The 15,168-nt window shown below is 69.9% G+C and carries 13 protein-coding genes, 1 tRNA gene and 2 pseudogenes; 9 read left to right on the top strand and 7 right to left on the bottom strand.

The annotated features are described in order from the left end of the window. The first annotated feature begins 160 nt into the window (after nt 1-160). Nucleotides 161-559: an Imm32 family immunity protein gene (locus ACZ499_RS33255; RefSeq protein WP_468680007.1), complete on the top strand. Its 399-nt coding sequence runs from the start codon at nt 161-163 to the stop codon at nt 557-559. An 86-nt stretch (nt 560-645) separates the two neighbouring features. Here ACZ499_RS33255 and proP read toward each other — a convergent pair whose 3' ends face one another. Together proP and ACZ499_RS33245 are read right to left on the bottom strand one after the other, a co-directional pair. After that, nucleotides 646-2,172 (bottom strand): glycine betaine/L-proline transporter ProP, encoded by a 1,527-nt coding sequence (proP, locus tag ACZ499_RS33250; protein ID WP_468680004.1) that lies wholly within the window; start codon nt 2,170-2,172, stop codon nt 646-648. A 229-nt stretch (nt 2,173-2,401) separates the two neighbouring features. Beyond that, on the bottom strand, nt 2,402-2,587 hold the full coding sequence (locus tag ACZ499_RS33245) for a hypothetical protein (protein WP_468680002.1): 186 nt from the start codon (nt 2,585-2,587) through the stop codon (nt 2,402-2,404). A gap of 104 nt (nt 2,588-2,691) precedes the next feature. Here ACZ499_RS33245 and ACZ499_RS33240 point away from each other — a divergent pair, with 104 nt between their 5' ends. Further along, entirely contained in the window at nt 2,692-3,147 is a 456-nt protein-coding gene (locus ACZ499_RS33240) for a hypothetical protein (RefSeq protein WP_468680001.1), read from the top strand. A gap of 319 nt (nt 3,148-3,466) precedes the next feature. Here ACZ499_RS33240 and ACZ499_RS33235 read toward each other — a convergent pair whose 3' ends face one another. Then, entirely contained in the window at nt 3,467-3,970 is a 504-nt protein-coding gene (locus ACZ499_RS33235) for a hypothetical protein (protein ID WP_468679999.1), read from the bottom strand. Nucleotides 3,971-4,243: 273 nt separating this feature from the next. On the opposite strand from ACZ499_RS33235, the gene ACZ499_RS33230 reads away from it, so the two are divergent. Further along, complete coding sequence (locus ACZ499_RS33230; RefSeq protein WP_468679998.1) at nt 4,244-4,651, top strand: YciI family protein; 408 nt, start codon at nt 4,244-4,246, stop codon at nt 4,649-4,651. A gap of 8 nt (nt 4,652-4,659) precedes the next feature. Continuing rightward, nucleotides 4,660-5,808, top strand: coding sequence for an RNA polymerase sigma factor (locus ACZ499_RS33225; protein WP_468680144.1), 1,149 nt, complete (start codon nt 4,660-4,662; stop codon nt 5,806-5,808). On the opposite strand, the gene ACZ499_RS33220 is transcribed toward ACZ499_RS33225, so the two are convergent. Next, nucleotides 5,757-6,071, bottom strand: coding sequence for a hypothetical protein (locus ACZ499_RS33220; RefSeq protein WP_468680146.1), 315 nt, complete (start codon nt 6,069-6,071; stop codon nt 5,757-5,759). The two genes, ACZ499_RS33225 and ACZ499_RS33220, sit on opposite strands and share 52 nt — an antisense overlap. Here ACZ499_RS33220 and ACZ499_RS33215 point away from each other — a divergent pair. After that, nucleotides 6,057-6,506 (top strand): annotated as a pseudogene (locus ACZ499_RS33215) (DUF4291 family protein); the annotation flags it as partial. The gene ACZ499_RS33220 and the pseudogene ACZ499_RS33215 overlap by 15 nt on opposite strands. Nucleotides 6,507-6,573: 67 nt before the next feature. On the opposite strand, the gene ACZ499_RS33210 reads toward ACZ499_RS33215, so the two are convergent. Then, entirely contained in the window at nt 6,574-7,296 is a 723-nt protein-coding gene (locus ACZ499_RS33210; RefSeq protein ID WP_468679996.1) for a DinB family protein, read from the bottom strand. Between the two features lie 343 nt (nt 7,297-7,639). Then, a tRNA-Trp gene (locus ACZ499_RS33205) sits at nt 7,640-7,714 on the bottom strand. Nucleotides 7,715-8,091: 377 nt separating this feature from the next. Between ACZ499_RS33205 and ACZ499_RS33200 the strand changes: the two genes are divergently transcribed. Together ACZ499_RS33200 and ACZ499_RS33195 are read left to right on the top strand one after the other, a co-directional pair. Beyond that, entirely contained in the window at nt 8,092-8,823 is a 732-nt protein-coding gene (locus ACZ499_RS33200; protein WP_468679995.1) for a hypothetical protein, read from the top strand. Nucleotides 8,824-9,103: 280 nt separating this feature from the next. After that, entirely contained in the window at nt 9,104-9,748 is a 645-nt protein-coding gene (locus tag ACZ499_RS33195) for a LysE family translocator (protein ID WP_385542048.1), read from the top strand. A 35-nt stretch (nt 9,749-9,783) separates the two neighbouring features. On the opposite strand, the pseudogene ACZ499_RS33190 reads toward ACZ499_RS33195, so the two are convergent. Continuing rightward, nucleotides 9,784-10,447 (bottom strand): annotated as a pseudogene (locus tag ACZ499_RS33190) (glycosyltransferase); the annotation flags it as partial. Between the two features lie 686 nt (nt 10,448-11,133). Between ACZ499_RS33190 and ACZ499_RS33185 the strand changes: the two are divergent. Together ACZ499_RS33185 and ACZ499_RS33180 are read left to right on the top strand one after the other, a co-directional pair. Further along, complete coding sequence (locus ACZ499_RS33185) at nt 11,134-12,000, top strand: AraC family transcriptional regulator (RefSeq protein ID WP_468679993.1); 867 nt, start codon at nt 11,134-11,136, stop codon at nt 11,998-12,000. A 544-nt stretch (nt 12,001-12,544) separates the two neighbouring features. Then, entirely contained in the window at nt 12,545-14,944 is a 2,400-nt protein-coding gene (locus ACZ499_RS33180; protein WP_468679991.1) for an Orn/Lys/Arg family decarboxylase, read from the top strand. Nucleotides 14,945-15,168: the final 224 nt, after the last annotated feature.

Here is a 15,168-nt window from a genome sequence, read left to right as displayed (position 1 = left end):
GGAGGGCTCAGGCCCGGCGTGGGGGGGGCACCCCTCTGCTCTTCGCCAAGCGGTGAGTATCGTCCGTGAGGGGCTGGCCTTGACCGCGGGAGCCGGTTGACCAGGGACAACCGCATTGATCGTGGAGTCCTGTGCTGTGGAGCTGAAGGGGTTGTGACAGATGAGGGTGTTGTTCTTTCCCGATGAAGACGCAGTAGACCTCTCGGGCAGCGCGGCGGAACTCCTCGGCCTGGCCCTCGCCCTCAGCACGGGAAAGGGCACTACGGAAACCACGGCTTCGGCTGAACCGACCTTTGGTGGCACTGAACTGGCGTCGGTCGAGGTACTGGGCCGTAGGGGGCCGGGTGTCAGTATCAGAGTTGACTCGGAACACAGCGCTCTACTGATCGAGGGCGACCGAATGGGCTTGACCGCACTCGCTGACGGGCTGCGGTCGACAGCGGAGATGGACGACGGCGGTCACCAGCACATCGAGTACTACCCCGGTCACTACTACCTTGCCGCTGGATCACTGGCCATGGTGGTGAACAGCCCTCATGGGGGCATGCCGACTCGATGAACGCCTGATGGCAGAGGCCGGCCTGCGTTCGTAGAACGTGCTGTCGCGAAGAGGACGTCACCCCGCGAGGGTGGACAGGGCAGTGGTCAGTCGCGGCGGTCCTCGGGAGGGTGGTGGGCCCACGGGTGGCGCAGCCGGATCCAGATGTCCCGCGCCTGCCGACCGGCCGCGGCCCGGCTGTGGGCGACGAGGCGTTCCGCCTCGTCAGGTGTCTCGACCATCGGGCCGGACCCGCGCAGCGGCTTGCCCGCCGTCTCGTGCAGGAACAGTGTGGATACGAGACCGATGAACCCGGCCACCATCAGGTAGTACGCCGGGACCAGGTCGTTCCCCGTCACCTCCACGAGCGCGGAGGTGAACAGCGGCGTCGTACCGCCGAACAACGAAACCGAGATGTTGAAGGCGATGGACAGCGCGCCGTAACGCAGCCGGGTGGGGAACAGCGCCGGCAAGGTGGAGGCGGCCGTACCCGCGAAGCAGACCAGCAGCAGGCCCAGGACCGCACAGCCCACGGCCGGAAGCAGGATGCCGCCCTCCCGGATGAGCAGGAACGCCGGGACGGCCAGCACCATGAGGGCGACACTGCCCGCGAGGAAGACCGGTCTGCGGCCCCAGCGGTCCGAGGTGTGGCCCACGGTCGTGATGGTGAGGACCACGAGCAGCATGGTGGCCAGCACCAGCAACTGCGCGGTGGTGTCGTCCTCGCCGAGGGTGACGGTCATGTACGTCGGAAGGTAGGACGTCACCATGTAGTTGGTGACGTTGTACAGGAGGACGAGGCCCATGCAGATGAGCACCGCGTGCCAGTGCTGGGTGAAGATCTCCTTGAGGGTCCCCCTGGCCGTCGGAGGGGCTTCCTCGGTCGTAGGCTCACCGCTCCTGCTGGTTCCCCTCTCCGCGGCGGCGTAGGCGGCCTCCTTCTTGAAGGCCGGGGTCTCCTCCAGCTTCAGCCGCATGTACAGACCGATGAGGCCGAGCGGCCCGGCGACGAAGAAGGGGATGCGCCACCCCCAGTCCTCCAGTCCCTGCGCGCCGAGAGTGACGGTGAGGATCGTGACCAGGCCGGATCCCAGGGCGTAGCCGACGAAGGTGCCGAAGTCGAGCCAGCTGCCGAGGAATCCCCGGCGCCGGTCGGGCGCGTACTCGGCGATGTACGTGGTGGCTCCCGCGTACTCGCCACCGGTCGAGAAGCCCTGGACGAGCCGGCAGACGAGGAGCAGCAGGGGAGCGGCGAAGCCGACCGCCGCGTACGTGGGGAGGAACCCGACCGCGAAGGTGCTCGCCGCCATCATGATCATCGTTGCGGCGAGCACCTTCTGCCGGCCGATCCGGTCGCCGAGCGGGCCGAACACCAGCCCGCCGAGCGGTCGGACCAGGAAGGCCGCGGCGAAGGTCGCGAAGGAGGAGACGACCTGGACGCCCGGAGAGCTCGCGGGGAAGAAGACCTTGCCCAGGGTCCCGGCCAGATAGGCGTACACACCGAAGTCGAACCACTCCATGGTGTTGCCGAGCGCGGCCGCCGTCACCGCGCGGCGGACCTGGGGCTGATCGGCGACCGTCACGTCCGCGCTGCTCAGGGAACGCTTGCGGCGGCGGAGCACCGTACGGAGCATGCGGTCGGTGCGCGCGTGCCCACGGCGTGGCCCGGGCGGACGACGAGTAGGTCCTGGCATGGGAGGGCCTCTCTGCCGGGGCGCGCCGCAACGCCGGCGGCCCCTCATTCTTGAGCCCGCACCGCATTCGGGCACGTCGGCGGGTCCCTCCGGGTGACGTTTGCGCAGCAGGGGGGCGTCCCCCGGAGGCGGGCGGTCGCCCGGACAGCGGTGGTCGCCCGGACCGGGTCTAGAAGAGCGGCTCGTTGTCGGGGCAGCCGTTGCCGATCTGGACGCGCGGCGCGTAGCCGCCCGCGCCGTTGCCCTTGTAGAACCAGAGGTTGCCGTCCACCTCCTCCTGGCCCCAGTCCCGCTCATCGCGGGTGCGCTCGAAGTACAGCCTGAGATGGCCGGCGGCTTCGGCGTGGACGCGCACCGGGGCTCGCTCCCAGCCTCGGGTTGGTGGGCTGCGTAACGCCGGAGTCGACCTCCCCACGGCGCTGCCGCGCGCGGTCCACCGGAAGCTCAACCGTCCGTTGGATGACCGCCCGCAACGTGCTTTGTAGCTTCGATGACGACCGCGACGCCCGGGTCGGGACTGACCCCCCGGCAGGCAGGGCGTGGCACGGCAGTCGAAAAGGGAGGAACCAAGTGCATTTGCGCGGAGCGGTGTTGTCGGTTGTGACGGCGCTGGCCGTCGCTGCCCCTGTGGCGCCGGCGGTGGCGGCTGGTACGGCGAGCAACTCGTCGTCCGGTCAGGTGAGCGTGCAGGCCCTGAAGTGTCATACGAACTGGCAGAACAGCACCTCGGCCAACGTGTGGTGTGACGGGCATGGGCCCGCCCGGTACGGGGTCAGCATTCTCTGCGAGAAGGGATCCTTGCAGAAGCAGCTCAACTACGGTCGCGGACCGTGGCAGGGCGACCGCCGTGGCATCAGCATGTACCGCCCGGACGGCGGCTTCAGGCGTGTGAAGCAGTGGGGCTGGCCCGGATAGTCAGCCCGGGCGAGTTCCTTGAGGTGGGTGGGGCAGCGACGATCGGTTCCCTGTCCCACCCGCACCCGCACCCGCACCCGCACCTGCGTTCGCGTGACGAGTCACGTCACAGGCGTATACGCGGCCCAAGTTGGCGGCAGGTCACGGGCGTAGGCGGGTTCGGCCCACACCCGGGTGATCTGAGGGTGTGGGAGCCGCGGGCGCCAGAGCAGGAGCCGGGTCATGGTCTCGTCGCGGGAGTCGGCAGCGGTGACCCTCTCCGCCGCGCCCGGAACGTCACCCCAACTGTTATTCATTCCTGCGGCGCCTCGTCCAGTAACTACTGCCAGAAATCAGCACCATCACGTCCGCTCGGGTCCAAGGTCATGAGGTCTTCATGCAGACCTGAGAGGGTTCTGCCGGTCGGGGAGCCGTCCTCGCCCGTCTCCATGACAACCCAGCCGACATCGATGCCCGACACGTTCACATCGCTGCCGGCGCCGAGCTCGTCGAGCGTCGCGAAAACCGCCTCGTAGGCGACGGCTCGGGCCAGACGAACGAGGTCCTGGTTGTCCGCCCCAGCGGCAAGGAGTCGCTGCGCAGCCGGAAGCTGATCGAACGCGCCTGCATCGGCCCAACCGTCGATCGGACCGCGCCACAGGCTGCGCAGCAGCATGAACCGCGCGAGGTGCGGAAGGTCTTCGCGGATCTCCGACTTGGCCCGGTCCTCGGCATCGGCCGCGCCGAGCGCTTCGAACTGGGCACGCAGCGACTCTGCGGCCGCGCTTCGGCGCGAGTCCAGGCTGTTCAGCCAGGCCTGCCACTCGGATGGGGAATCACTCACCGCGTCAGCATGCCTCACGGGCGCCGGGGCGCGATCCGCCAGGCCCAACCGGCTGCCGCCGGAGTGGCCCATGATCCCGGCGCTCCATTGGCCCAGGCCGGGGAGATGGTGGCGCTCCAGGGTCCAAGAGGCGCGTTGAAAGCGAAAGGCTTGAACCCCATGCACAGACTGGTTCACAAGAATTCGGGCGGCGATGTCGAGAACCCGTGGCTGGCTCCGTCCCCGTAGTGAACGCGGCCAGAATGGGTCGCACCAGTACCGAGGAGAACCACCATGGCTAAGTACTTGCTTCTCAAGCGCTACCGCGGCGCTCCGGCTCCGGCCAACGACGTGCCCATGGATCAGTGGACGCCGGAGGAGATCTCGGCGCACGTGCAGTACATGCAGGACTTCGCGGCCCGGCTCGAGGGGACCGGCGAGTTCGTCGACGGGCAGGCGCTCGCCCCCGAGGGGACATGGGTCCGGTACGACGGTGAGGGGCGCCCGCCGGTCACCGACGGCCCGTTCGCCGAGACCAAGGACCTCATCGCCGGCTGGATGGTGATCGACGTCGACAGCTATGACCGCGCCGTCGAGCTGGCCGGGGAACTGTCGGCCGCACCCGGGGCGGGCGGGAAGCCGATTCACGAGTGGCTGGAGCTGCGCCCGTTCTACGGCGTGTCGCCCACCATCACGGAGTGACCTCAACGATGAACGAGGCCCTGCTCCGGAGCCTCACGCCGAGCGTGCTCGGGATCCTCGTCCGCCGCGGAGCCGACTTCGCGGCGGCCGAGGACGCCGTGCAGGACGCGCTGGTCGAGGCGGTCCGCGTCTGGTCGGCCGACCCTCCGCGGGATGCGAAGGGCTGGCTGGTCACCGTGGCCTGGCGCCGGTTCCTCGACGCGACCCGGGCCGACACCGCCCGCCGCCGGCGGGAGGACGTCGCCGACGAGGATCCGGCGCCCGGGCCCGCGCCCGCGGTGGACGACACGCTCCAGCTCTACTTCCTGTGCGCCCACCCGTCGCTGACGCCGTCGTCCGCGGTCGCGCTCACACTGCGCGCCGTGGGCGGGCTGACCACCCGCCAGATCGCCCAGGCCTACCTGGTGCCCGAGGCGACCATGGCGCAGCGCATCAGCCGGGCCAAGCGCACGGTTTCCGGCATACGGTTCGACCAGCCCGGCGACGTCGCCACCGTGCTGCGCGTCCTCTACCTGGTCTTCAACGAGGGCTACTCCGGCGACGTCGACCTCGCCGCCGAGGCGATCCGGCTCACCCGGCAGCTCGCGGCCGCGATCGACCACCCCGAGGTGGCGGGGCTGCTCGCCCTCATGCTGCTCCACCACGCCCGGCGCGCCGCCCGGACCGCGCCCGACGGCAGCCTGGTGCCGCTCGCCGAGCAGGACCGCGGCCGGTGGGACACCAAGTCGATCGCCGAGGGCGTCGCGATCCTCCAGGCGGCTCTCGCCCGTGACCGCCTTGGCGAGTTCCAGGCCCAGGCTGCCATCGCGGCCCTCCACGCCGACGCGCTCACTGCCGAGGAGACCGACTGGGCGCAGATCGTCGAGTGGTACGACGAGCTCGCGCGCCTGACCGACAGCCCGGTCGTCCGGCTCAACCGCGTGGTGGCCGTCGGGGAGGCGGACGGACCGCGCGCCGGCCTGGCGGCACTCGCGGCACTGGACGACTCCCTGCCCCGCCATACCGCGGTGGCGGCGTACCTCCACGAGCGCGACGGCGACCTGGCGACCGCGGCACGGCTGTACGCCGAGGCGGCCCAGAAGGCCCCCAACCTCGCAGAGCGCGATCACCTCACTCGCCAGGCCGCTCGGCTGAACGGCCGCCGGGGCCGCGGCTGACGAAGTGACTCTCCAGCGGCGCTCGGCGCGGCCCGGTGGCCGGAGGCGGCCTGGCGCTCGGCCTCGGCGGGGAAGTCGGCGCTGCCGAAGAGCCGCAGGGTGACGTTGCTGAACAGGAGGGGCCAGAAGGGGGTTTCGGTGCGGTCCGCGCGAGTGGCATGGGCGGCGATAACGGCCTCGTTCGCGGCGACGGCGTTGTCGAGGTCGGCGTTGTCGGACAGGGCGACCTCGATGATCCGGTCGACGCGTGGGCGCTGGAACACACCTGCCTGTCCCACTACGAGCAGGGCCTCCACGCCGATCGCGCAGCGTGGAAGCGCCGGCTGAAGCGGGCTCCAGCCCGAATGCAATGGGACCCCGAACGCGACCCGCGCCCCCGGCCCCTTCCCCGTCGTGCGCTCCAGCTCGGCCTCTCCGGCGAAGCCGCACATCTCTACGCCGACGAGTGGATCGCCTCCATCACCGACGTCACCCCGCTCGCCCGCTCGCCCGCTCGCCCGCTCGCCCGCTCGCCCGCTCGCCCGCTCGCCCGCTCGCCCGCTCGCCCGCTCGCCCGCACGGTCCACGCCCACGTACGGGACGGAGACCTGGAAACCGCCCGGCAACTCCTGCCCGGCGAACGGCCCTACCCCATCGACGAGGGGCTGCTTCGGGGCGAAGCCAATGCACTGGACAGTGCTGCTGAGCAGATTGGTTGACCCGAGCTGATCAAGCGCGCGAGTGGGTGCTGAATGCCGTTCACGCTCCACGCCACCGCGCTCGTACCTACCTCCCGTCAGTGGTGGAGCGGGCCTGCCACAGGTCGCGGAGCAGCGCGATCTCGGCCATGTGATGGATGAATTCGAGGTTGGCTGACGCCAGCACGCCAACGTAGGGGTATTCGGAGTCGTTGCTGTACGGGTACTGCGAGAAGCCGACCGTGTCGAGCTGCGCGTCGGTCAGGGTGGCGGCACTGTCGCGCCAGCGGTCGATCAGCGCCCAGAACCGCTCGACTGCCACCGTGGCGGAGGGTGTGAAGTCGACCAGCAGCTTCGGTTCCTGCCGCCGTTCACCGAAGGTCCACTCCCATGCGCCCGCGAAGTGGAAGTGCAGGTGCGCCAGCCGCCACGCGATGGTCGTGATCGGCGTACGGTCAGGCTCCGGCTCACCGGTGTGGGCGAGGATCTGCTCGACCCGCTCCACACTCACGCTCCAGTCATCGGCGATCTTGGCGACGGTCATGCCGTCGGCAGCCTGCCGGGCAACCTCGGCGTACTCGTTGGCCGGGATGTCCGGGGCGCCCAAGTCGAGCACCCACGCACCCGGCCCGAACGCCCGGGGCGTCACTGCCTCTTCCCGGCGCCGGATCGACCAGCTACCTGGCGCCGGCTCCCACAGGTATTCCTCGTCGCCGAGCCCCGTCAGCCGTATGTGCGCCATCTCCCTTGCCCGGTCGAACTGGTCGAGCAATATGCCCAATCGGTCGGTCCGCATGCCCTCGATCTCCATACATGGCTCCCTTCGCGGTCCGCGTCTCCTGCCTCACTGCGCTCAGGCGGAAGCTAACGGCTCACCTCACGGGGGCGCCAACGATTTCCTCACCCGCAGAGGGGTGTGGCACCGCCCGCATCACCGCGCCGTCGCCACCGCAGGCCATGCCGTGACCAGGAGGTCGGCACCTCCGTGCAGGCCAGCGGCTTCCTGTTCCCGACACCTCGCCCGATGATGGCTCTGCGTACGAGCGCGTCGGCAGTGACCGGTGCAAGCGGGTGGGGCGGCGCCACCAGTCGGCGGCTACGTGGGCGATGTTGAAGCCTACTTCCGCTGACAGCGGGCGCATGATCTCAGCAGACGGAGCCGACCGGATTCGAACCGGCGTCCTCGCGGTTTTGGAGACCGCGCGCGTCGACCTCTGCGCTACGGCTCCGCCTGCCCCCGCATCGTATCGGTGAAGCGTGTCGCAGGACGCTGTGGGCCGGCCGGTCGAACTCGAAGGCAGGCCGGTTGCGGTTATGCGGCCGTAGCCATCCGAGCAGATCTACCCGCGGCCCGATGAGGTCTCCGACGAAGCCCGCTCGGTTTGCAACTCCCGCCCCCGGAGCGATAGATGCCCAGTTCCCGGCCTCTGTGCAATACGCCGGTGCGCCGTGACGGTTCCGTGACATGGAGTGCACTCGTCCGTCGCACATGTCCCAATAGATTCACTCATACACCGCCGCAACACACCGGGTCAGACCGAACGGTGGCGGTTCGTGTCCTTGCTCGCTCTCGCGGCCATCCGTTCTTCCATGCACAGGAGTTGTCATGCGTTACACCCTTCGCGCCGGCTTAGCTGTCGCCACGCTCGCCGGATCCGTCATCGTCCCGTCCGCAGCTTTCGCGGCCACTTCCCATGGTGCTCGCAGCGCCTCAGCCGCGACGGCCGCTGACCAGTGCACCGTGGTCAAGAGGGACGGAGTCGGCGCGGGCCTCGACGTCCGGATGACGATGAGTCCTCAGGGCCCCTCGGTCGTCTTCCTTGACGAGGCCGACGGCAGCCAGGTCACGCGGCTCGGCACGCTCAACCGCAGTCACCCGGCGCTGGCGCGGGATGCGGGCATCGACGCGGAGATACTCAACCCCTATGGCTCGACCCCGCAGCTGTTGGCCAAAACCAACGGCGGCAGGGACGGCTACTACGGGATCCAGAACTTCCCCAAGTTGCCCAAGGGTTGCTCGCTCGACGAGGGAACGATCGTCAAGCAATGCACCGTTTCCCATCAGGACGGCATTGGCGCCGGCCTCGACGCCCGGCTGACGATGAGCCCGGAGGGCCCCTCGGTCACCTTCGTCGACGAGGCCGACGGCAGCCAGGTCACGCGGCTCGGCACGCTCAACCGCAGCCACCCCAAACTGCCCGCGTCGGCCGGTATTTACGCCGAGATAGTGCAGCCGTCCGGCTGGGACCCGCAGCTGAAGTCCAAGACTCAAGGCGGTCCCACAGAGTATGGGTTCACCGACTTCCCCAAGCTCCCCAAGGGCTGCCCGCTGTACTGACCTGCCTCTGCACCCGCCCAGGAGTAGCCCATCCGGCCGGGAGCCACCGTGACGCGGCGGCTCCCGGCCGGAACCGGTTCGCCCCGCCGCTCCGGCAGTGACCGTACGGCGCCGCACCGTAGGACATGCCACACGGTCGCAGGGTCCCCGCCCACCCACGGCGTCAAGAGACCGTGCCTGTCGGTGCCCGGTGATATTGGTGGGTGGATGTGTCTAGAGCGGACGGCCCGCCGTCTGTTTCCATGACCTCTGGGAGACAATCGCAGGAGGTAGCGGATACATGGTGTCCACGGAGAGCATTCTCGCGTTCGCGGCGATTTCGCTGCTGGTGATCGTGATTCCGGGGCCAAGCGTGCTGTTCGTGATCGGTAGAGCCCTCGCACACGGCCGCCGCGTGGCGCTCGCGACGGTCGTCGGCAACCTGATCGGCTCGTACCTCCTGGTGATCGCTGTGGCGTGGGGCCTCGGCGCGCTGGTGGAGAGCTCGGCCACGGTGTTCGTGGGCGTGAAGCTGGCGGGGGCGGTGTATCTCGTCTACCTCGGCGTGCAGGCCTTCCGGCACCGCAAGGAGATGCGCGCGTCGAACATGGCGGCCCCGGCGGGTGAGCGCCGTGGCGATCTGCGCACCGTCCTGGACGGTATTTTCGTGGGCGTCACCAACCCGAAGGGCGTCGTCTTCTTCGCGGCGGTGCTGCCGCAGTTCGTCAACCACTCGGCGGGCCATGTGCCGCTCCAGATGATGGTGTTGGGGCTGGTCCCGGTCGCCATCGGCATGATCACGGACACCCTTTGGGGCCTGGGCGCCTCGGCGGCCCGCTCCTGGTTCGCCCGCTCGGACCGCCGCCTGTCGATGGTCGGAGGGGCGGGCGGCATCGCGATGATCGGCCTGGGCGTGACCGTGGCAGCGACAGGCCACGCCGATTAGGCGCAAGCTGGGCGCGCTCGACCATCCCACCAGGTTCACGCGGGCACCGCGGGCGGCCTTCCTTGGCCGACGGCATCGAGGAGCAGTTTGGCGGCCACCGTCGCCACGTCGGTACGGAACGCCTCGGCCACGGCGGTCGCCCGTACGCGGGTCTCGGGGGTCAGGGCCGTCCTGAGCGCGGCCGACAGGGACTCGGTGGTCGGCGTCGGGCCGTCGTGTGCCGCGCCGATGCCCAGGTCCGCCACCCGGCTGGCGAAGTGGGGCTGGTCCCCGCCCTGGGGCACCACCACCTGCGGTACGCCCGCGCAGGTGGCCGTCGTGGTCGTGCCCGCGCCGCCGTGGTGCACGACGGCGGCCACCCGGCGGAACAGTGCCTGGTGGTTGACCTCGCCGACGGGGAAGCAGTCGTTCCCCTCGTCGATCAGGCCCAGCTCGGCCCAACCGCGGGAGACGACCGCGCGGCGGCCCTGCGCGCGGACCGCGGCCATGACCACCCTGGCGACGTCCTGCGGATCGCGGACGGGAATGCTGCCGAACCCCACGTACACCGTCGGTGTGCCGGCGTCCAGGAACGCCACCAGCTCGGCGGGGAGCGGGCGTTCGTGCAGCACCCACGCGCCGGTCTTGCACCACGTCGAGGTCCGCCGACTGCTGCCACGCAGCCAGGACCGGGTCCGTGGCCGGCAACGGCTGGTCGGTGACGCGCACGCGTGCGTGCCTTCGTCACCACTGCCGAACGCCTGGGCCCGAGGCCCGTCTGGCCTCGCCAGGGGCACGGCCGTGAAGCGTGCACGGAGCCTTCGGGGTCGCTGAATCAGAGCTGGGCCGGCGGCTGCCTCAGGTCACGTTCAGGACGAGAACGGCAGCGCCGCTCGGCTCTGGTCTGGGCGACCTCTTTGGGGAGAGGGGCGCCAATCGGATCGCAGGCGTGCGGGAAGTACGCACGGCACCACGCATCGCGGGGTGTCAGACCTCCCGACCCTGGAGGAATCGGGTGAGAACGGCGACGTACTGCTGCGGATGCGTGGCGTGGGGGAGGTGCCCCGCCCCTTCGATGGTGTGGCGTTGCACGTGCGGCAGTGCCGCGGCCGGCCGGTCGAGGACCGTCGTGAACCATGCCGGGCAACTGGTCCCACATACCGGGGCCCAACGCGACCTCCTCCACGAACAACCGCGCGGCCTGCTGATGCTCACCCTGGCGGAGAAGGGCGAGTACGGCCTCGATCGAGGCCGCCGTCGGGCGCAGCTCCTCCAAGGCGTCGGCCACCTGGGTGCCGACCCTGATGCCCGTCGTCAGCCGTACCCGACCGGACCGGGCACAGGATGTCGGGTGCGGCAAGGTGAGTCCTTCCTAATGTGAGTGATCGAAAGGGAAGGAGACCGGGGTGCTGGAGCGGCTCAACCAGGCCATGGAGCACATCGAGGGCCATCTCGATCAGCGGATCGAGGCGGCTGACCTGGCGCGGATCGCGGTGACGTCGGAGTACCACTTGCGGCGGCTGTTCTCCGCGCTGGCGGGGATCCCGCTGTCGGAATACATCCGGCGCAGGCGGCTGACGGTCGCGGGTGCCGAGGTGCTGACCGGCGAGCGGACGCTGCTGGAGGTCGCGGTGCGTTACGGCTACACCTCGGGGGAGGCGTTCGCGCGCGCGTTCCGCGCTATGCACGGCGTCGGTCCGGGAGAGGCCAGACGGGTCGGTGCGAGTCTGCAGTCCCAGCCACGGATGTCCTTCCGCCTCGTCGTCGAAGGGAGCAGCAGCATGCGGTACAGGGTCGTGGAGAAGGAGGAGTTTCGTGTGGTGGGCAGGAAGGCGCGCGTCCCCCTCGTGCACGAGGGGGTGAACCCGGCCATCGCCGACTTCATCCGGGGCATCGGCCAGGAGACGCTGCAGCGCATCCACAGCCTGTCCGACCAGGAGCCGGAGGGAATCGTCTCGGTGACTGAGAATCTGGACGACAGTCGTGCCGAAGGGACCGAACTCGACTACTACCACGGTGTGGTGACCGGCGCCGCCGTGCCCGAGGACATGGACGCACTCACCGTCCCGGCCGGGGCGTGGGCCGTCTTCGAGAGTTCCGGGCCGTTTCCGCAGGCGCTCCAGTACATGTGGCGGGACGTGTTCACCCAGTGGTTCCCGTCCAATCCGTACCGGAGCAGGCCGGGGCCCGAGATCCTGCGGACACGTCTGTCGCAGGACGCGGCACAGGCGGACGCGGAGCTGTGGATCCCCGTGGAGCGGACCGCGCTGTGAGCCGTGGTGCGCGGCGGCCCAGGGCCACCGCGCACTGCGGACGTCTGTCGAACTCGGTGATCGAGCTCGTGGAACGATCCCGGAAGGACTCGCGGCGGTCCGACGGACGCGTAACGGATGCCGCCGCAGCCGCGGAGCTCGGGGCCGGGGGTACGACGACGCGCGATCACGTACTCGGAGCTCTCGACCGGTTCGCTGCCGACGCCTGACCGCGGACGCGTCCCGTGCGCGGCTCGTGGTCGTCGGCGAGGGCCGTCGGCGTCCGGGGCGCGCGCGGGCGGACCGCCGAGCGGGCCGGGAGCCGGAGGAGTGCCGACGCGGCGTACAGGGCTGCCCGCCCCCCTGCCATGGAATGCATGGCCGGGTGGCTCCGCGCAGTGCGTCGCCGGGGACGGCCGGCCCGTTGGCGAGGTTGCGTACGGCAAGTCAGCCCCACGGCCCCACATTCCTTCAGCCGGGTGGTTTAAGCCTGTTTCGGTGGTCTTGCCGGCGCGGTCCGGCCGAGACTGACCGAGGTAGGCAGGAGCCGACCGGGAGGGGACACATGGGTGACAACGCTGTTCTGGTGGCGGTACCGGAACACCCGCGGGACGACAGTGCCGGTGTGGATCAGCTGAACAGGATTCGTGGGGCCATCGAGTCCCAGGGGTACGACGTCCGCTGGGTGGTGAGCGTTTCCGACGCCGAGGCGGTGCTGCGTACGGAGGCGGGCCTCGTGGCGGTACTCGTGGCCTGGGACCTTCCGGCGGGGCACGACGCGAAGGACGAACCGGGTGGCGCGACCGTACTGCGGGCGATCGGCCGTCGCTTCGAGGACCTTCCGGTGTTCCTCGTCATGAGGGACGACAGCCTGCGCGACCTGCCGCTGTGGGTGTCGCAGTCCGTGATCGGGTACGTGTGGCCGCTGGAGGACACTCCGGCCTTCATCGCGGGACGGATCACCGCCGCCGCTCGCACCTACCAAGAAGCGCTCCTGCCACCGTTCTTCAAAGCCCTGCGCCGCTTCGACGACGCGCACGAGTACTCATGGCACACCCCTGCGCACTCCGGCGGTGTAGCGTTCCTGAAGTCGCCGGTGGGCCGCGCCTTCCACGACTACTTCGGGGAACGTCTGCTGCGCAGTGACCTCTCCATCTCGGTCGGCGAACTCGGGTCGCTGTTCGAGCACACCGGCCCGATCGGTGAGGCGGAGCGCAACGCGGCGCGCGTGTTCGGCTCCGAGCTCACCTTCTTCGTTCTGCACGGCGACTCCACGTGCAACCGTCTGGTCGGCCACTTCAGCGTCACGCGCGACGAGATCGCGCTCGTGGACCGCAACTGCCACAAGTCGGTCCTGCACGGCCTTGTCGTCTCCGGCGCCCGGCCGGTCTTCCTCATCCCCACACGCAACGGTTACGGCCTCGCCGGACCCCTGCCGCCGGCCGAGATCGAGGCGAGCTCGGTGGCGTCCCGGGTCGCCGCCAACCCGCTGGCCCGGGAGGCCTCCTCCCTGGATTGCCAGTACGCGGTCTTCACCAACTCCACCTACGACGGCCTCTGTTACGACGCGGTGTCAACGGCCCGGTCCTTCGCCGCCAGCACCCCCCGTCTCCACTTCGACGAAGCCTGGTTCGCCTACGCCCGTTTCCACCCCCTGTACCGCGGGCGCTACGGCATGTCGGTGGACGAGGAGACCCTCCCCGGCCCCGAGCGGCCCACCGTCTTCGCTACCCAGTCCACGCACAAACTGCTGGCCGCCCTGTCGCAGGGCGCCATGGTGCACGTCAGGCCCGCGCCCCGGGCCCCGGTGGAAGACGCCCGTTTCAACGAGGCGTTGATGATGCACGGCACGACGTCACCGCTGTATCCGATGATCGCCTCGCTGGATGTGGCCACCGCGATGATGGACGGTGCGCAGGGCCGCTGGCTGATCGACGAGGCGGTGACCGAGGCGATTCGCTTCCGTCAGGAAATGGTACGCATCGGGCGGCGGATCGAGGCCGCAGGCGACCGGCCCCCCTGGTTCTTCGGGGTGTGGCAGCCCGAGGCGGTGACCGACCCGGCGAGTGGCGCACACGTGCCCTTCGACGAGGCATCGGCCGATCTGCTGCGCACCGAGCCGTCCTGCTGGCATCTCGAACCGGGTGCGGACTGGCACGGCTTCCCCGGTCTCACCGAGGGCCACTGCATGCTCGACCCCATCAAGGTCACCTTGACCTGCCCGGGGATCAACGCCACCGGCGACATGAGCGACTGGGGCATCCCGGCCCGGGTGCTCACCGCGTATCTGGACACGCGGAAGATCGTCGTGGAGAAGACCGACAGCTACACCACCCTGGTGCTGTTCTCCATGGGCATCACCAAGGGCAAGTGGGGCACGCTTCTGGACGCCCTGATGGACTTCAAGGCCTTCTACGACGACGACGCACCGCTCGGCCGCGTTCTGCCGGCCCTGGTCGCCGAGTACCCGCAGCGCTACTCGGGCCGTACCCTGCGCGAGTTGTGCCAGGAGATGCACGACCATCTGCGCTCGGTCCGCCTGGTCGCTCTGCTCGACGCCGCCTTCCAGCAGCTTCCCGAGCCCGTCGCGCCGCCTCAACTGTGCTATCAGCGCCTGATCCGAGGCGGCACCGAGCGGGTACGGCTGGTCGATGCGGCGGGCCGGGTGGCGGCGGCCATGGTCACCGTCACCCCGCCCGGCATCCCCGTGCTCATGCCCGGCGAGAGCGTCGGCGACCCGGACGGCCCCCTGCTCCGCTACCTCACCGCACTGGAGTCCTTCGACCGGCATTTCCCCGGCTTCCGCAGCGAAACCCACGGCGTGACTCTCGACTCCGCCACCGGCGACTACCTGATCGAGTGCCTGCGCCCAGAGGCGGACGAAGTATCGAGCGGCTCGCGTACGCTCAGCGCGTCGACGCCGGCGCAGCGCCGAGGTACGGAGCCTTCCCAACCGCCTGTATGAGTCGATGGACATCCGCGCGGGTCTGCCCGCGCGCGGCAAGGCGGTGGAGACCGCCGGCCGCGCGCGGGACGCGGCGCGCGAGACGGCCGACCTGCTGATCCCTGCGGGCGCCGGACCGTGGGTCCTAGGGCGTGTTTCGAAAGTAGCGTCGTCCGCCCGAAGGGCGGGGGGGGGGAGGGTGGGTGGGCGGTGGTCGGTGGTCGGGGGGGGGGCGAGAAGGGTCC

The organism is Streptomyces sp. NPDC031265, assembly GCF_055570295.1.
The sequence above is the reverse complement of the archived record's forward strand: the minus strand, read 5'-3'. Positions and strand labels throughout refer to the sequence as shown.